Annotated in this window: 13 protein-coding genes and 1 tRNA gene; 3 read left to right on the forward strand and 11 right to left on the reverse strand. The window is 68.0% G+C overall.

Translation table 11 applies throughout. The features are described 5' to 3' along the window. Positions 1 to 388: 388 nt before the first annotated feature. Positions 389 to 1,411 (forward strand): LLM class flavin-dependent oxidoreductase, encoded by a 1,023-nt coding sequence (locus LH62_RS03380; RefSeq protein WP_043359258.1) that lies wholly within the window; start codon positions 389 to 391, stop codon positions 1,409 to 1,411. 845 nt (positions 1,412 to 2,256) lie between these two features. Here LH62_RS03380 and LH62_RS03385 read toward each other — a convergent pair. Together LH62_RS03385 and LH62_RS03390 are read right to left on the reverse strand one after the other, a co-directional pair. Continuing rightward, positions 2,257 to 3,036, reverse strand: a complete 780-nt coding sequence (locus tag LH62_RS03385) for a hypothetical protein (RefSeq protein ID WP_201445414.1) — start codon at positions 3,034 to 3,036, stop codon at positions 2,257 to 2,259. Between the two features lie 772 nt (positions 3,037 to 3,808). Beyond that, entirely contained in the window at positions 3,809 to 4,462 is a 654-nt protein-coding gene (locus tag LH62_RS03390) for a hydrolase (RefSeq protein ID WP_043359261.1), read from the reverse strand. A 145-nt stretch (positions 4,463 to 4,607) separates the two neighbouring features. On the opposite strand from LH62_RS03390, the gene LH62_RS03395 reads away from it, so the two are divergent. Together LH62_RS03395 and sthA are read left to right on the forward strand one after the other, a co-directional pair. After that, positions 4,608 to 5,573, forward strand: a complete 966-nt coding sequence (locus tag LH62_RS03395) for a LysR family transcriptional regulator (RefSeq protein WP_236552462.1) — start codon at positions 4,608 to 4,610, stop codon at positions 5,571 to 5,573. A gap of 318 nt (positions 5,574 to 5,891) precedes the next feature. Further along, positions 5,892 to 7,319, forward strand: a complete 1,428-nt coding sequence (gene sthA / locus LH62_RS03400; RefSeq protein WP_043359262.1) for a Si-specific NAD(P)(+) transhydrogenase — start codon at positions 5,892 to 5,894, stop codon at positions 7,317 to 7,319. A gap of 727 nt (positions 7,320 to 8,046) precedes the next feature. On the opposite strand, the gene LH62_RS03405 is transcribed toward sthA, so the two are convergent. The 9 genes from LH62_RS03405 to LH62_RS03445 form a co-directional block, all read right to left on the reverse strand. Beyond that, positions 8,047 to 8,121, reverse strand: a tRNA-Thr gene (locus tag LH62_RS03405). Between the two features lie 34 nt (positions 8,122 to 8,155). Then, positions 8,156 to 8,488, reverse strand: a complete 333-nt coding sequence (locus LH62_RS03410) for an FKBP-type peptidyl-prolyl cis-trans isomerase (protein ID WP_043359265.1) — start codon at positions 8,486 to 8,488, stop codon at positions 8,156 to 8,158. A gap of 48 nt (positions 8,489 to 8,536) precedes the next feature. Next, a complete protein-coding gene (locus LH62_RS03415) occupies positions 8,537 to 9,505 on the reverse strand; it encodes a tripartite tricarboxylate transporter substrate binding protein (RefSeq protein ID WP_043359266.1) in 969 nt (322 codons plus the stop codon). A gap of 5 nt (positions 9,506 to 9,510) precedes the next feature. After that, positions 9,511 to 10,482, reverse strand: coding sequence for a tripartite tricarboxylate transporter substrate binding protein (locus LH62_RS03420; protein WP_043359267.1), 972 nt, complete (start codon positions 10,480 to 10,482; stop codon positions 9,511 to 9,513). A 66-nt stretch (positions 10,483 to 10,548) separates the two neighbouring features. Beyond that, positions 10,549 to 11,235, reverse strand: coding sequence for a ribose-5-phosphate isomerase RpiA (gene rpiA / locus LH62_RS03425; protein WP_043359269.1), 687 nt, complete (start codon positions 11,233 to 11,235; stop codon positions 10,549 to 10,551). Further along, entirely contained in the window at positions 11,232 to 11,936 is a 705-nt protein-coding gene (pgl, locus tag LH62_RS03430) for a 6-phosphogluconolactonase (protein WP_043359270.1), read from the reverse strand. The genes rpiA and pgl overlap by 4 nt, the downstream gene beginning before the upstream one ends. Then, on the reverse strand, positions 11,933 to 12,763 hold the full coding sequence (locus tag LH62_RS03435; protein ID WP_052213661.1) for a Cof-type HAD-IIB family hydrolase: 831 nt from the start codon (positions 12,761 to 12,763) through the stop codon (positions 11,933 to 11,935). Before LH62_RS03435 ends, pgl begins: the two co-directional genes overlap by 4 nt. After that, entirely contained in the window at positions 12,760 to 14,307 is a 1,548-nt protein-coding gene (zwf, locus tag LH62_RS03440; protein WP_236552463.1) for a glucose-6-phosphate dehydrogenase, read from the reverse strand. The genes LH62_RS03435 and zwf overlap by 4 nt, the downstream gene beginning before the upstream one ends. Positions 14,308 to 14,407: 100 nt before the next feature. Further along, positions 14,408 to 16,723 carry a glycoside hydrolase family 15 protein gene (locus tag LH62_RS03445; protein WP_052213662.1) on the reverse strand — a complete coding sequence of 772 codons (2,316 nt, stop codon included), beginning with the start codon at positions 16,721 to 16,723 and terminating at the stop codon, positions 14,408 to 14,410. Between the last annotated feature and the right edge of the window lie 131 nt (positions 16,724 to 16,854).

Raw genomic sequence — 16,854 nt, forward strand, 5'->3', positions numbered from 1 at the left:
GATGCCGCCAAGCGCGGCGTATTTCGCCTGCAACACGTTCAACGGCTACAGGCCGGCAACGATAACCGGCTGGGGCCGCCGCGCGGCATTGCAAACTTCGCGGCCTATGGCCGAAACGAAGCGGCTGGATCTGGTACCTGTTGCCGAGCACGGCGGTGCCCGCATCGCGGCTTTCCGAATCTGGCGGAAGGCGCCGTGCGGCCGGACGCGTTCATCGGCCGAACAATTCGACGATGTCGCAGGCGGACATGATCATCATTGCCTCTGGTGATGGAGACGATGCGGCCAACTCCCCCATATTCCCGCATGACGAGGGCCGCATCGAGCATGTCGAGGCCGCCCGGCTTTTCAGGCAGACCGCATCTTTCATCCTTGGACGACCTCTACCATGAAGAAAATCGGCTTTCTTTCCTTTGGTCACTGGGCACCCTCGCCCCAGTCCGGCACCCGCTCCGCCGCTGATGCGCTGCTGCAGTCCATCGAACTCGCCGTCGCGGCGGAGGAGCTGGGGGCAGACGGCGCCTATGTCCGCGTCCACCACTTCGCCCGCCAGCTCGCCGCGCCCTTCCCTCTCCTCGCCGCCATGGGGGCGAAGACCCACCGTATCGAGCTCGGCACCGCCGTCATCGACATGCGCTACGAGAACCCGCTCTACATGGCCGAGGATGCCGGCGCGGCCGACCTCATCAGCGGTGGCCGCCTCCAGCTTGGCCTCAGCCGTGGCTCGCCCGAGCAGGTGATCGATGGCTGGCGCCATTTCGGCTATGCCCCATCCGAGGGTGAATCCGATGCCGATCTGGGCCGCCGCCATGCAGAGGTCTTCCTCGAGGTTTTGCGTGGCCAGGGCTTCGCCCGCCCCAACCCGCGGCCGATGTTCCCCAACCCGCCGGGCCTGTTGCGCCTCGAGCCATATGCGGAGGGGCTGCGCGAGCGCATCTGGTGGGGCTCCGGCTCCAACGCCACCGCCATATGGGCGGCGCGGCAGGGGATGAACCTGCAAAGCTCTACCCTCAAGGACGACGAGACGGGCGAGCCCTTCCACATCCAGCAGGCGAAGCAGATCCAGGCCTATCGCGCTGCCTGGGCGGAAGCCGGCCATGCCCGCACGCCACGTATCTCGGTAAGCCGCAGCATCTTCCCGCTGCTGGATGACCGCGACCGTGCCTATTTCGGCCGGGGCGGCAAGGAAAGCGATCAGGTCGGCTTTATCGACGAGAAAACCCGCGCCATCTTCGGCCGCGGCTACGCCGCCGAGCCCGAGGCGCTGGTCGCGCAACTCCGCGCGGATGAGGCGGTCGCCGAGGCGGACACACTCCTGCTGACCGTTCCGAACCAGCTCGGCGTCGAATACTGTGCTCACGTCATCGAGGGCATCCTGAAGCACGTCGCCCCGGCACTCGGGTGGCGCTGAGGCCGGGGCCGCCCTCGCCTCAGCATCGAGACTTGGATGCTCAACAGCTCCGATCCCCGGCGCCGCCTCGCTGGAGATCCCACCCGCCTCGCCGAGGGCTGGCCACAGGGTTCTATCAAAGACCTCATGCGATGAGCGCTGGCGGAGGCAGGTCACGTCCGAGCTTTCGCAGGCAAGAGGGCTGCGAGCAACGCTTGCTGTCCAGGGTTCTGCCAGCGCTCGCGCCTGATCCGGGGCCGTGAGGTTAGGGCTCGCGCCCATCGAACGAGGTGACAAGTCCATGCAACACGGTGGCACGGACGGGCGGTTTGCCATCCGTGCACGATCGATCGGCCTTTGCTGTCGTCGACGGTCATCAGGCGGCTGCCGTCCGCGGAGACTTCAACAGCCTGCAGGAGGTCCTGACCAGCGACGGCAGCAAAATTGCCGCAATAGTCGCGGCTTTCAAAGCATGGGCCATGATGCGCTGATCGGTCCCGGCTGGCATCATGCAGATGCTGCCAAGCGCACGATGCGTGCCAGCTTGGACCGCAACCTCGTAGTGATGTCACCATCCAGTGCCGTTGCGGTTCTGCCGGGAGGCTGTGCCTGCATAGTGATGCCAGGGCAAGCCAAGCCGTCGTGCGTCAAAATCTGCCAGGACGAGGCGCGATAGCGTTCACCACTCCCAGGATGCCGCCGAAGCTCATGACGGCGCAGGAAACTTGGCCGGAGAGCCTATCGATCATCACCATGGAGAGCCAACCCAGGCCATCGCCGGCACGACTGTAGACTGGCGTGGCTTCACCTTGTCGGATGACACCGACCGATCTGTTTCGTCCAGCGCAGCACCTTCTCGTTTCATTCTACCAGCCGCCGCTGAGTTGCCACTGCAGGGCGACCGCAAGCTGATACCGCGGTGTGTCACGGGTCGTCCCAAACCCGGCAGCGATGCCCAGCACGACCCGGCCCCCGGGGAGCCGGTGGCGAAGTCCCGCCTGGATGAGGCTGTAATCGCGGTCGCCCCGCTCCTGCTGCTCCCTGGCATAAGTCAGAACGAGTGCGGTGGCAGGGGAGATTGCCTGACCGACGGAGGCATTCAGCAGGTAGCGGTTCGGCCGCTCACCAGACTGTGGCTCCAGGCGAGCCACCCAGCCAATGTTGAGATGGGTGCCGATGGCCTGCTGCCCGAAAGGAAACGTCCTGCCTATCAGCGCCACGGCTTCGGTTTCATAAGCGGGTTTGCCACGCCCGTAGAGGGTCCGTATCCGCATCAGGCCCGCAATAGCGGGATACCCACCGCGTCCATCGCTGAACTCGTAGAGCGCCCCAATGCGGGTCGAGCCTCCCCATGCTGCCTGCCCACCGTTGTCTGACGAGCCGAGATCGTCGCTGACAGTGCCCAGCTTTCGGCGGGTCTCGAGATTGCCATAGGCGCCAACCTGACCGATGCGAAGCTCCAAGCCTGGCACGACACCCATTGATAGCTGGGTCTCGGCGGCGCCGGTGTTGCGCACCGAACCTTGCCGCGCTCTCTCGTAAGCACCGACGAAAGCAGCCTCGGCTGCGCCGGGTTTGGCCGCGATGGGGTCGGTGATCTGGAACGGATCGTCGGCAAGCTCAATCGGCTCTTCCACCGCCGCCATTGCGGGCGCGGCGGACGTGAAGTGCACGGCTGCCAGCAGTGCGGCAGCGCAGTTGCGGGGAGGAAGTCTGCACATCCGGTTCCCCCTACCGGCTGACAGGCCTAGTTCGCAAGCGCAACCGAAAGATGTTCCCATGAAGGGCCGCAGGCAGGGGCCGCCGGTGGTGCTCAAGTTGGGCCTGCCGAAGCAGCAGGTGGCTTACACGGAACCGCGACGCGCAACAGGGAAGGCTGGGTTCGAGGTCCGTGGGTCGTGCCGGAAATAGACCATTACCTTTACCGGCGGCTGTTCGAGGGGCTTCGTCAAAGCTCCTGCCAGACGGCTCATCCAGCCGGTTGGAGCAGGCCGGTGGGTTGCCAGGACGAGGCCACATGGCTGGCCGAAGGCCAATGCTGAACCTGGACACCAAATCCAGGCGCCTCAGCATAGAGAGGACCTCGCCCTCCCGACCGACCTCCGCACCACAAACGGTGGTCGTCACCCTGGTGCACGTCGGGCTCGACAACGGTGATAGTCCCACCCAGGGCCGTCTCTTATGCCGAGGCAGGACACCGGTTCATCCGGCACAACCCTCGTCATTCCCGCACAGTCCGAGGCGGGCCGCCCTCCGCCCAAGACGGACATCTGGTCCAGCACTTGCCAGCCGAAGGATGTTGTGTCGCCAAGCGGCAGAAACCTCGGCGCATTCCTGATGCGATGAAGAAGGATGGCGAGCACCGACATGCTATCGGTTTGCCGCAACGCCTTTGGAAATACTCGCCATCCACCCTGATCAGCCCGCGTTGTTGTCGACGGGGGTCCTGAGGAGCTGCTGCTCCCACAGATAGGCGATGCCGGTACCGCCGAGGTGCGAAACCAGCACATCGATCAGCTCTTCGACATGCTCGGTGCGGGCCCAGTCCCGCTGCCACTCGCCAGCCAGCGCCATCCAGGTCATGACGTTCGCGCCAGCCGAGATCATCCGCTGGATGGCGACCTCGTGAGCCTCGGTCGAAACCCCGCCCGACGCGTCGGTGATAACGGTCACGTCCCAGCCTTCGCCGAGGGCCTGGATGACAGGCATGGCGACGCAGACTTCGGTCCACAGGCCTGCGATGATCAATTGCTTGCGGTCGGTCGCCTTGACCAGGTCCACTACCTTCTTGTCCTCCCAGGTGTTCACCCAGGTCCGGTCGATCACGTCCTGATCCGGGAAGACGTCAGTGATCTGTTTGAAGAGAAGGCCACCACGAGCCGCAAGCACGCTCGTGAGGATAGTCGGAACCTTGAAAGCTTTTGCTAGCTTCGCCAACGCGGTCACGTTGTTGACCACAGCCTGAGGGTCGTGGCTGTTCACGTTTGCAAGTTGAAACGCTTGATGATCGATTAAAACAAGGACTGAATCATCAGGACGAAGAAGCGAGTTAAGACCGTTACGAAATGTCATAGCTTTCCTCTCATGCGTTGTTAAAGATCGAGTTGTCGAAAGACATGCGCGTTTGCGCCAATGTCTGCGAGAATAGTGTCATTGCAATCTTTATTGCGGTAGGCCTCACACATGACACACCGTGTCGCAGAATCGGGAACAGCGGATGGACATCGAAGAACTACGCACCTTCGTGGAGGTGGCTGACGCCCGCGGCGTCACGCCGGCGGCGCGCCGGCTTGGCGTTTCCAAATCGATCGTCAGCCGGCGGCTTGCCCGGCTTGAGCAGGATCTGGGCGTTCAATTGCTCGCCCGAACCACGCACGGCGCGGCCCTCACCGAAGCCGGTGAGACGTTTCGTGATTACGCGGCAAGAGCCTGCAGCGAGATTGATGCTGCGCGTGAAACCATCTCGCCGTCGGGAGATCTTCGCGGTCGGTTACGTATCTCTGCGCCGCTCTCTTTCGGTCCGACGCATTTCGCCGCGGTTCTCGCGCAGATGGCGCGGCGCCACCCCGATCTCCAGATTCACACCTGCTACAGCGATCGCTTCGTGGATCTCGTCGAGGAGGGCTACGACTGCGCCATCCGGATCGGCCACCTTCAAGATTCGACCCTGATCGCAAGACGTGTCGGGCCGATCTTCGGCAAGCTGGTTGCGAGTCCTGCCTATATCGAGGCTCACGGCGCTCCCGAAACACCGGACGAAATTGTGAATCACCAAGCCATCATGCAGGGCACCGAGACGTGGCAGTTCATGGATGGCGACAAGATCGTCACGGTGCGGCCTCAGGGGCGCTTCAAGGCTGATAACGGAGTATCCCTGGTCGCGGCCGCTCTGGATGGGATCGGGGTCGCCTATCTACCAGAACGGCTCGTCGCGGATCATATTTGTTCGGGCACTCGTGCCAATCATGACCCGCCATCCCGTCCCGCCAGCCGGCGTCTTCGTCGTGAGGCCTTCCAGCCAGCATCCCGCTCGAAAGGTCAGGGTCCTCATCGATATGCTCGTCGAATGTTTCGGAAACCTGCACGATGGCGAGGGCGCGGCGAGCATCGACGAGAAGGAGGAGCAATCCGCGCAAGGGTAGCGCCAAGGTTCCGAGGCCGAGCGGGTCGTGTCCGGAGGTGATTCCACCCCAGCGGAGTTTGCCCTGGTTCCCGGCCCGGCGCGGTTGGTCGCTCCTTCCGGAGATGCCGGGCATGTCGGATTTGTCCGGCTGGCCGGCAACAAGGCCTATGGTGCCCTCCCCTCATGCCCGATCATTCGCGTCGACAGCAAGGATTGTGGGGGCCGGTCTTCTTATGGCCCGAGACCGATAGATCGACATGACAGCGGGGTTACTGACCGGAGTTCCGGCCTCAGGCGAGCGGCGAGACATCTGGCTGCTTGACAACCCAACCCTGCTGGCCTGCCTACACGCAGCTCGGTCAGGACAGGAATAGCTGCATGCAGTCATACGATCTGGTCGTCATTGGCAGCGGGCCGTCCGGACGCAGGGCCGCGGTGCAGGCCGCCAAGCTGGGGCGTTCGGTACTGGTGATCGAGAAGGGCAGCCGCGTTGGTGGCGTCTCGGTGCATACCGGTACCATCCCGTCCAAGACGCTACGCGAAACCGTGCTGAACCTGACAGGCTGGCGTGAGCGTGGCTTCTATGGCTTGGCGTACCGGGTGAAGCAGGACATCGAGGCCGGCGACTTGATGACCCGCCTGCACAAGACGCTGGAGCATGAGGTCGAGACCCTGGAGCATCAATTCTCACGCAACCGGGTCCACATGCTGCGGGGGTTGGCCAGCTTCGTTAACCCGCATCGGATCGAAGTCCAGGTCGAGGCCGGCGAGAGCCGGACGGTAGAGGCCGCACGCGTTGTCATCGCCGTTGGTACCCGCCCTCTGCGCCCTCCCCACATCCCGTTCAATGGCACTACCGTGATAGACAGCGACGAGCTTGTCGAACTCACGACCCTGCCGCGGTCGATGACCGTTGTCGGCGCCGGTGTGATCGGGGTGGAATACGCGACCATCTTTTCCGCGCTGGACGTGCGCGTGACACTGGTGGAACCCCGCAACAGCTTTCTTGAGTTTATCGACCGAGAATTGGTGGATGACTTCGTCCACCAGCTGCGGGACCGCGGGCTGGGCTTCCGTTTGGGCTCGAAGGTGAACTCCATCGAGTTCGAGAATGGCCAGCCGGTGGCGATGCTTGAGGGTGGCCGGCGCGTTCGTTCCGAGATGCTGCTGTTCACCGCCGGCCGCGTCGGCGCGACTGACACACTGGACCTCCCGGCTTGTGGCTTGACCGCTGACGCGCGCGGCCGCCTGACGGTGGACCCGCAAACATTTCAAACGGCGGTGCCGCATATCTACGCCACTGGCGACGTGATCGGCTTTCCCAGCTTGGCATCCACCTCGCTGGAGCAGGGGCGCATAGCGGCCTGCCACGCCTGCGGTGAGCCCTTGCCCCCAGCGCCGGCGTTCTTCCCCTATGGCATCTACTCGGTACCCGAGATCTCCACGGTTGGCCTGAGCGAGGAGGAGGTACGCAAGGCGGGTACGCCCTACGAGTGCGGCATCGCGCGCCTTCGGGAAACTTCCCGCGGCCACATCATGGGGCTGAACGGCGGCTTGCTGAAAATGATCGTCTCGATCGAGACACGCCGAATCCTTGGCGTGCACATTGTGGGCGAGGGCGCGACCGAGCTGGTGCATATCGGGCAAGCGGTCTTAAACCTCGGCGGCACCTTGGACTACTTCATCGAGAACACCTTCAACTACCCAACGCTTGCCGAAGCCTACAAAATCGCCGCCCTCGATGCTTGGAATCGCTTGACACCTCGCAAGGAGGCAGTTGCAGAGGTAGCCGCTGCCGCACCTTGATCTGACCCCGCAGAAGTGGTCCGCCGGTAACCTGGCCCGGAGGCTGCTCCAGGGCGCTTGCGTCTGGCCGACGCTTGGCTGTCGGCGTCCGTGTCGACGAGGCGGTTGATACCCGCCGGCCTGCATGAGCTGGCCGAGGCTGGCGATGCCGCTCCGGCGGCTTGCCACCAAAAACGAAGGGCGTGTCGACCACCGGCGCGACACAGGTGAAGTCGCGCATCGGGCATATGGCAGGCCGCGGTAGAGATGCGGGTTGGTGCTCATCATCGAGACGCCTGCCAGCATCAGCGCCGGCCCGGCACTGGGAGTGCCCCGACCCAGCAGCATTTCGGCATTGCGCCAACTCCGTTGCTGGAAGAGCGGAGCATAGGATCGCCAGAGCCAAGCGGCCGGCAGGCGCGGCACTATCCTTTGGGCAGTCGCCCCGGCCTAGCAGATCAGCAACATGGCCAAAGTCGCGCTACGATAAGCAGCCAAGGCGACATTTTCCCGGGGCGGCGAATGGCGCATTTGGACTGCCAGGCGGCTAGGAAGCTGTTGCTGTCCGCGACAGGGCGTTTGCGCTTGGTGCATAGCTAGCTGCATCGCGGCACTGGCCAGCACCTCCCTAGGCTCCCGCTCGACCCGCAGCCTCAAAGGCCGGTGGTTCACGCAGGCGCCTTCGGGTCCGAAAATTCGATGCAAACCCGAAAGTTCGCTCAACCTTTCATCGTGCCGTCAGAAAGGCTGGTGCCGGGTGAGGGATTTGAACCCCCGACCTTCTGATTACAAATCAGCTGCACTACCCCTGTGCTAACCCGGCCACCGCCGCTGCTTACCAGACGGCGGCGCGGCGGTCAGCCCACCCCGAGCAGCTCGACGTCGAAGACCAGGGTTGCGTTTGGCGGAATGACGCCGCCGGCGCCGCGGGCGCCGTAGCCGAGCTCGGGCGGAATGGTCAGCGTCCGCTGGCCGCCAACCTTCATGCCCTCGACGCCCTGGTCCCAGCCGGCGATGACGTGGCCGGCGCCGAGCTCGAAGCGGAAGGGCTCGCCCCGGTCGCGGGAGCTGTCGAATTTGCGGCCCTTGTTGTCGGGCGCGGAGGGGTCGAAGAGCCAGCCGGTGTAGTGCACCTCGACGGTGTGGCCGGCCGTGGCGGTGGCGCCGGTGCCGAGCTTCTGGTCGGTCATGCAATGGTCCTTGCTTGTCAGGGGCGGATCATGCACCGCCCGACCCGGCTAATCCACCCTGGCCCCGGAGGCGCGGATCAGCGGGGCCAGCCGCTCTTTCTGTGCCGTGCGGTAGCTGGCGATCTCCTCGATGCCGGTCCACCAGGCGCTGGCGCCCAGTTCCTGATAGGCGCGGATCACGCCTGGGCTCTCCAGCGCCTGTTTCGTCAGCGTGGACATGCGCTGGATGACGGCGGCTGGCAGCCCGGCCGGGCCGCAGACGCAGGTCCAGGAGACGACGTCGAAGCCGGGGAGGACCTCGCTGATCGCCGGGATCTCCGGTGCCACCGCGCTGCGGTTCAGCGAGGTGACGGCGAGCGGCCGCACCTGGCCCTGGCGCGAAAGGGAAAGCGTGCCGGGGATGTTGTCGAACATCATCGAGATGCGCCCGGCGACGAGGTCGAGCTGCGCCGGGGCGCTGCCGCGATAGGGGACGTGGACCATCTCGACGCCGGCAAGCTGCTTGAACATCTCCCCGGCCAGATGAAGCGTCGTGCCGGAGCCCGCCGAGCCGAAGCTGTACTCGCCGGGCGCCGATTTCAGCAGGGCGATCAGCTCGGGCACGCTGCGGGCCGCGACGCCGAGATGGACGGCGAGCAGGTTCGGCAGCTGCCAGAGGCCGGAGACGAGGGTGAAGTCCCGCTCCGGGTCGAAGGGCAGGCTGCGGTAGAGTGTCGGCGCGATGGCGTGCGAGGCGACGCCGCCGAGGCCGATCGTGTAGCCGTCCGGCGCCGACTTGGCGATGGCATCGGCGCCGACATTGCCGCCGGAGCCGCTGCGGTTCTCGACGACGAATTGATGGCCAGTGAGCTCCGTCATCCGGGCGCAGTAGAGGCGCGAGAGCGTGTCGGTCGGCCCGCCCGGCGGATAGGGGTTGATGTAGCGAACGGTGCGGTTCGGCCAGTCGCCGGACTGGGCGAGGGCCGGCGCCGCGAGGGCGGGGAGCAGGCCGAGGACGGCACGGCGGGACAGGATCATGGCGCTCAATCCACCTGGGCGCCGGCGGCGCGGATGACGGGGGCGAAGCCGGCCTCGTTGGCGGCGCGGAAGGCGGCCAGCTCCTCGGGCCCGGCGATCCAGGGCGTCGCGCCGTTCTCGGCGAAGCGGGCGGCAAGGTCGCGGCTCTCCAGCGCCTGGCGGGTCAGCGCGGCCATGCGCAGCACCATCGGCGTGGGCAGCCCGGCAGGGGCGACGGCGGAGCCCCAGGAAGTGATCTCGAACCCGGGGAGGAATTCCGCCATGGCGGGGATGTCAGGCGCCTGCGGGCTGCGCTTCGCGCCGGTGACGGCAAGCGCCCTCACCTTCCCCTCCTTCGCCTCCTGCAGGGCCTGGGGGATGTTGTCGAAGATCATGTGGACGCGCCCGGCGATCAGGTCGATATGCGCCGGCGCTCCGCCGCGATAGGGGACGTGGATCAGCTCGAGCCCGGCCTGCGCCGCAAACATCGCGCCCGAGAGATGCACCGTCGTGCCGGAGCCGGAGGAAGCGTAGGTGTATTTGCCCGGGTTCGCCTTCACCAGGGCGATCAGCTCCGGCACCGTGCGCGCCGGCACCTCCGGGTTGACGACGAGCAGGTTCGGCAACTGCCAGAGGCCGCCGATATAGGTGAAGTCCCTGGTCGGATCGAAGGGCAGCCGCCGGTAGAGGGTCGGGCCGATGGCCAAGGGCGCGACGCTGCCGAGGCCGATGGTGCGGCCGTCCGGCGCGCTGCGGGCGATGGCCTCGGTGCCGATATTGCCGGCCGAGCCGCTGCGGTTCTCGACGATGAACTGCTCGCCGGTGATCTCCGACATCTTCTGGCACCAGAGGCGGGAAAGGATGTCCGTCCCCCCGCCCGGGGGGAAGATGCCGATGAAGCGGATCGGCCCCGGCGGCCATTGCTGTTGCCCAAGGGCGGGCGCTGCGAGCGCCGCCGCTGCCAGCCCCAACCCCGCACGCCGCGTGATCCGCGCCATATCCGGTCCTCCCTGGCCTTATCGTTGCAGGGAGTGTAGGGGCAGCGCGGCGCGGGCCGCCAGCCTTCAGCTGTCGAGGGTAAGCACCTGGCCATCCGCAGTGCCGACCAGCACCTGCGGCGCGAGGCCAAGGAAGAGGCCGGTCTCCACCACGCCCGGGATGGCATGCAGCGCGCGGTCGAGCGCCATGGCATCGGCGATCGGGCCGGTCGCGCAATCGGCGATCAGGTGTCCGCCATCGCTGCGGAAGGGCGTACCGTCCGCCCCCTGGCGCAGCGTTGGGGTCAGGCCGAGAGCGGCGAGACGGGCGAGGGTTGCGCGCCGGCCGAACTCGACCAGCTCCACCGGCAGCACGCCGCGACCGAGGCACGGGACCAGCTTGCCCTCGTCAACGACAATCAGCAGGCGGCGGCTGGCGGTGGCGACCACCTTCTCCCGCAGCAGGGCGCCGCCGCGGCCCTTCAGCAGGGCGAAGGACCCCTGCTCCACCTCATCCGCCCCATCGATGGCGAGGTCGAGCGGCCGCTCGTCCAGCTCCGCCAGGGGCAGGCCGAGGCGGCGAGCGAGCGCCGCCGTACGCTCCGAGGTCGGCACGCCGCCGGCGATGCGGAGGCCCGCCGCCTGCCGCGCCGCCAGCATCTCCACCACCATCTCGGCGGTGGAACCGGAGCCGAGGCCGAGCAGCATGCCCGACTCCACCAGCGCGGCGGCGGCTTCGGCCACCCGGCGCTTCTGCTGGTCCTGCCCCGTCACGCCCCGGCCGCCGCCCGGTCGGCGAGGATGGTGACCGGGCCGGCGGGGCCGAGCCCGGCCGCGGGCAGCGCCCGGTCGCCGGCGCGGAGGCGGGCGAGCACCTCGCGCTTCTCCGCGCCGGCGACAAGGAAGGCCGAGGCGCGGCTGCTGTTCAGTGCCGGATAGGTCAGGGTGATGCGTGCCTCCGGCTTGGCGCCGATGACGGCCAGCACCCAGGCCTGGCGCTCCAGCAGGGCCGGGTTACCGGGGAAGAGCGACGCGGTATGCCCATCAGGCCCGAGGCCGAGGAGCTGGATGTCGAAGAGCGGCTCACCCGGCCGGGTTTCGGCGAAGCGGCGCAGCATTGCCTCGTAGTGAGCGGCGGCAGCCTCCGGAGTACCGTCGGTCGGAACCGGATGGATGTTGCCGGGCGGGATCGGTACCTGGCTGAGCATCGCCTGCCGCACCATGCCCTGGTTGCTATCCGGGTGATCGGGCGGGACGAAGCGCTCATCGCCCCAGAAGAGATGGATGCGCGCCCAGGGCACCCGGTCGCGCCATTCCGGTGAGGCCAAGCGCTCGTAGAGCCGCTTCGGGGTCGAGCCGCCGGACAGGCCGATGGAGACGGCACCCTTCCGCGCCATGACATGCTCCAGCACCCAGGTGGCGGCCTGCTCGGCCAGGGCCTCGGCATCCGCCGCCACCTCCATGCGATGCATCATCCCGGCCTCCTTTCGCCTCCCGCACGGGGGAGGATGATGTCGCGCACCGCGGCGGCGAAGCCATCCGCGTCATTGGCCAACGTGACCGCCGCGGCGCGGGCCTGCACCGCGGGTGGGGCATTGCCCATGGCGATGGCGAGGCCCGCAACGCCGAACATGGGCAGGTCGTTCGCCATGTCGCCGATGCAGGCGGTCTCCTCGGGGGTAACGCCGCAAAGGCGGGCGAGGGCCAGCAGCGCATGGCCCTTGTCAGCCTCCGGATGGGTCACGTCGAGGTAATAGGCCTGGGAGCGGTGGATGCTGGCCTGCGCGCCGAGCTCCGCCTGGAGGCTCGCCTCGCATTCGGCGAGCAGCGCGGCATCGGCCGAGGCGCCGACCAGCTTGCCGGCACGGGCGATGACAGGCTCGAAGCTGTCCACCCGACGCGGGGCGAAGCCGATGGTGCGCTGCTCGAGCGGGACGTAATGGCCATGCGGGTTCTGCAGCAGCCATTCGCCATTGGCGAAGACCCAGGCGTCGATGCCGCGCTGAGCGAAGGCAGCGAGGGCGGCGCGGGCCGCCGCCTCCGGCACCGGCCGCTCGGCGAGGCTGCGGCCCTCGCGGTCGAGGATGACGCCGCCGTTGAAGCCGGCGACGGGTGTGTCGAGGCCGAGCTGCGCGGCGAGCGGGGCGATGCCGCGCGGCGGCCGGCTGCTGACCAGGGCGAGAATCACCCCGGCCTGGCGCAAAAGCGCGGCGGCCTCGATGGCAGCGGGGGTGAGGCGCTTGTCGGTCGTCACCAGGGTGCCGTCCACATCGGAGACGAGCAGCCGGACCGGCGCGGTCATGCGAGCTTCAGCCAGTGCCGGCCGTCGCGGGCGAGCAGCGCATCGGCCGCCGCCGGGCCCCCGCTGCCGGCGGCGTAGGGCTCGACCGTCAACGCGGCGTCGAGGATGGGCTGCACGGCGGACCAACCGGCCTCGACATTGTCGGCGCGCTGGAACAGCGTGGCGTCGCCGACGAGCACGTCGTAGAGCAGCGTCTCGTAGCCCGTGCTTGGCGCCGTCCTGAACCAGTCGCTGTAGCGGAAATCCATCTGCACGCCGGAGAGCTTGAGCGTCGGCCCTGGCTCCTTGGCGCTGAGATGGAGCGAGATGCCCTCGCTCGGCTGGATGTGGATCACCATGAAATTCGGCGTCAGCCGCTCGACCGGCGTGTCGCGGAACATGGCGAAGGGCGCCTGCTTGAACTGGATGGCGATCTCCGTGCGGCGCAGCGCCATCCGCTTGCCGGTGCGGATGTAGAAGGGCACGCCGGCCCAGCGCCAATTGTCGATCGCCAGCTTCATGGCAACATAGGTCTCGGTGGCGCTGTCGGGGGCGACGTTGGGCTCGTCGCGGTAGCCGACCACCGGCTGGCCCTTCAGCGTGCCGGCAGCGTACTGGCCGCGCACCACGTCGCGGGCGAGCTCCGTGCGCCCAAGCGGGCGGATGGCCTGCACGACCTTCGCCTTCTCGGCCCGCACCGCATCGGCGTCGAAGCTGTTGGGCGGCTCCATCGCCGTCATCGCCAGCAGCTGCATCATGTGGTTCGGCACCATGTCGCGCAACGCGCCTGTCGCCTCGTAGAAGCGGCCGCGCCCCTCGACGCCGACCGTCTCGGCGGCGGTGATCTGCACATGGTCGATATGGTCGCGGTGCCAAAGCGGCTCGAAGATGCCGTTGGCGAAGCGCAGCGCCAGGATGTTCTGCACCGTCTCCTTGCCGAGGAAGTGGTCAATGCGGAAGACCTGGCTCTCTTCGACGAGGCCGAGGATCTGCGCGTTCAGCGCCTGGGCGGAGGCGAGGTCGGTGCCGAAGGGCTTCTCGACGACGACGCGGCGGAAGTCGCCGCCCTCCTGGCGCATCAGCCCGGCCGCGGCCAGGCGCTCGACGATGGTGCCGAAGAAGCGCGGTGCGGTGGCGAGGTAGAAGACGCAGTTGCCGTGCCCGGCCTCGCGGCGGATCTCCTCCAGCCGGGCGGCGAGGCGCTCATAGGTCGCGGCCTCTTCGAACTCGCCGGTAAGGTAGGAAAGGCGCTCGCGCACCCAGCCCCAGGCGCGCCCGTCGATGCCGTCGGCCGAGAACTCGCCGCCCTTGTCGGCGGCGAAGGACTGCATCGCCTCGGTCAGCTGTTCGCGATAGGCCTCATCGCTACGCTCGTTGTGGTCGAGGCCGATGACGTGGACGCCATCCGCCAGCAGCCCGGCACCGGTGAGGTTGTAGAGCGAGGGCATCAGCAGGCGCTTGGTGAGGTCGCCATTCGCCCCGAAGATCACCAGGGTGGAGGCCGGGGCCGGCGCGGCGCGTGCCAGCACGGCCGGGTCAGGGCAAAGGCGGGGGTCCATGTCCATGCGTCGAGAGCCCTCTGTCACGCGCGCCAGATGGGGAAGCGGCAGCGGATTGGGAACTGGCCGGGGAGGCCGGGCAAGGATGCGTCGAGGAGCGTAACGGTCAGCCCTCGCCCGCTTCGATGCGGATCGTGCATTCCGCCTCGTCGCCGATGGCGAAGGTGAAGCGATCGCCCGGGGCCAGCGCCTCGGTCGGCAGGTCGGCATGGTGGAGGCCGAGCGCGCCAGCGGCGGTGCGCGCCTCGCCGCCCTGCCAGCGGATCGACGCGGGCTCCTCCAGCAGCAGGCGGAGACCCTGGCCGGCGCGAATCCAGCCGATGGGCATCCGCCGGGTCCAATGCGCCCGCTTTACCCGTGGCCGTTCGCCGCCATAGCGGAGCCAGACCGGTTCCGGCCGGTCGATCGGACGGCCGAGGCGGAGACTGGCCGCCAGCTTCATGAACTCGGCATGGGCCCAGACCAGCGGCATGGCGGAGCCGGAGGGGCGGCCGGGGTGGAGGAAGTGCTCCGGGATCGCTTCCGCCTCCCAGACCTGCTCGGGCAGCAGGCCGAGGCGGCTGCCCATCCGCGTCATTGCCCGGAGCAGGGTGCGCGCCTCCTCCCCTCGCCCCGCCGCAAGCTCGTACTGGCCGCGCTCGCCGGTCAGCAGCGGCCAGGGGCGGCCGCGGCCGGTGCCGTCGAAGGGGCGGCCGTCCTCGTGCTCGCCATAGCCGTCTCCGTTGTAGCGGTACCAGCTCGGGCCGGAGGGGGTCTCGACGCGGAGCAAGGCGTCGATCAGGCGGATGGTGCCGAGGATGGCCGGATCGTCGGCGCGGCGCAGGCCGAAGCGGACGAGCTGCAGCGGGTCGGTGCTGATGAGCGTGTCGGCCGGCACCAGGCATTCGCCGTCATGGTTGCGCACGGGGACGCGGTCGCGGATGCCGTCGCGGCCGGCGAAGACCGCGGGCGAGGCGGCGCGGACGTAATAGGCCGATGCGCCGTGCTCCGCGACGAGGGCAGGATCGGCGCCGAGGCACCAGTCCTCGATGCGGCTGTTCCAGTCATCGGCCAGCAGAAGCAGGTCGCGCCGCTCGCTCGGCGCGAGCAGCTCCGCGCCGCAGACCAGCGCGGCGATGGCGGCGGCGAGGGTGAAGGTGTTGACGCCGGGCGTCTCCTCCCAGCGGTCCTGGTCGGTCGCCGGGCCGTGCAAGGCGATGAAGCGCAGCGCCTTCGCCACCATGTCGCCGGCCTGGATGCCGCCCAGCGCATCCGCCTCGGCGAGGGCCGAGGCGAGCAGGACGGGGAAGGCCGCCTCGTCGAGCTGGATGCCGGTCCAGTGCGCCTTGCCGCCCAGCCACTGGTTCTGTGCCCAGCGACCGTCGCCAAGCTGGGTGGCGATAAGATAGCGGAGGATGTTCCGCGCCTCCTCCCAGCCGCCGAGGGCGAGCAGTGCGCCGGCGCTCTCGACCAGGTCGCGCGGCCAGACGAGGTGATAGCCGCCGGGATCGTCCGTGCTGCTGCCCCAGGGGATGCTGAGGCTCGCCACCATGGCGCCGAGGAAGGTCTTGTCCTGGTGCACCCGCAGCACCATCGCCGAGACATGCGCGGCCTCACGGAATTCGTCCTGGCAGGCGCCGGGATCGACATTCTTCGCCTGCCAGACCTCCCAGGCCTCCACATGGCGGTGCCAGGCGGCGTCGAAGGGCTGCAGCAGGGCGGAGAAGGCGAGGGTCGCCGCCGAGTCCCGCTCGCTGGCGAAGCTGAGGGCGAGCACGGCGGAGGTGCCGCGCAGCTCGCCGAGCAGGGCGACGTTGCCTGGGCCGGCCTCGGCATACTCCCAGCGCATGGCGCCATGCGCGGCGAAGTCCTGCCAGCCGTCGCTGGCGCCGACGAAGCCGGCGCTGGCGCGCGCCCAGGCCTCGCCCTGCGTCGCCGGCTCCGCCGCGGCGAGGGCGAGGGCATGGCCGCCCTGCTCGGCGCAGAGCAGCAGGCGGTCGCGGTCGCGGCAGACGGAGGCGCGGTTCCCCTCCCCCGTGCCGCCCAGGTGCGGGGCGAGCAGGACATAGAGGCGGAGGCCGGGATCGCCGGTCAGCACCGCCTCGATCAGCAGCACGTCGCGGTCGCGCTCGGGCGCGATGCGCAGCGCCAGCTCGAAGCGCGGATGCCGGTGGACCACCTGCACCGCCGGGATGCCGGGGCCGGCGGTGGCGAGGGTGTAGTCGGCGTTGCGCTTCACCTCGGTCCAGAAACCCTCGCCATCGGCGACGATGAAGCCGAGGTCGCGGATCTGCGGCAGGTCGACGCGCGGGTGGTAGACCTCGTTCACGATGCCGTAGCCGAGGGTGAACCAGAGGCGCGAGGCGCCGATGGCGGTGCCTGCGATGTCCTTCGCGCTGCTGGTCCAGCTCGGGCGGATGCCGGGGGCGCCGGGCGCGGTCATGGGCGGTGGTGATCCATCATGAGGGGAACGCCTGGCGGACGGGCTGCATCCGCAAGGCTTAGCCCAGAGCGGGAAGCGCTGGAACACCCCCGCCGGCGCCCGGGAGCATCGCCGACCCTGGCGCAGCACCG

It is taken from the genome of Belnapia sp. F-4-1 (assembly GCF_000802185.1).
GTDB lineage: Bacteria > Pseudomonadota > Alphaproteobacteria > Acetobacterales > Acetobacteraceae > Belnapia.

Bases quoted from the DNA above. Each gene is read 5' to 3' on its own strand.
- pgl (WP_043359270.1), bottom strand. From the start codon at position 11,936: ATGATGCATCGCATGGAGGTGGCGGCGGATGCCGAGGCCCTGGCCGAG.
- LH62_RS03390 (WP_043359261.1), bottom strand. From the start codon at position 4,462: ATGACATTTCGTAACGGTCTTAACTCGCTTCTTCGTCCTGATGATTCA.
- LH62_RS03420 (WP_043359267.1), bottom strand. From the start codon at position 10,482: ATGGCGCGGATCACGCGGCGTGCGGGGTTGGGGCTGGCAGCGGCGGCG.
- LH62_RS03445 (WP_052213662.1), bottom strand. From the start codon at position 16,723: ATGACCGCGCCCGGCGCCCCCGGCATCCGCCCGAGCTGGACCAGCAGC.
- LH62_RS03395 (WP_236552462.1), top strand. From the start codon at position 4,608: ATGGACATCGAAGAACTACGCACCTTCGTGGAGGTGGCTGACGCCCGC.
- LH62_RS03380 (WP_043359258.1), top strand. From the start codon at position 389: ATGAAGAAAATCGGCTTTCTTTCCTTTGGTCACTGGGCACCCTCGCCC.
- zwf (WP_236552463.1), bottom strand. From the start codon at position 14,307: ATGGACATGGACCCCCGCCTTTGCCCTGACCCGGCCGTGCTGGCACGC.
- LH62_RS03385 (WP_201445414.1), bottom strand. From the start codon at position 3,036: ATGGCGGCGGTGGAAGAGCCGATTGAGCTTGCCGACGATCCGTTCCAG.
- LH62_RS03415 (WP_043359266.1), bottom strand. From the start codon at position 9,505: ATGATCCTGTCCCGCCGTGCCGTCCTCGGCCTGCTCCCCGCCCTCGCG.
- LH62_RS03435 (WP_052213661.1), bottom strand. From the start codon at position 12,763: ATGACCGCGCCGGTCCGGCTGCTCGTCTCCGATGTGGACGGCACCCTG.
- sthA (WP_043359262.1), top strand. From the start codon at position 5,892: ATGCAGTCATACGATCTGGTCGTCATTGGCAGCGGGCCGTCCGGACGC.
- LH62_RS03410 (WP_043359265.1), bottom strand. From the start codon at position 8,488: ATGACCGACCAGAAGCTCGGCACCGGCGCCACCGCCACGGCCGGCCAC.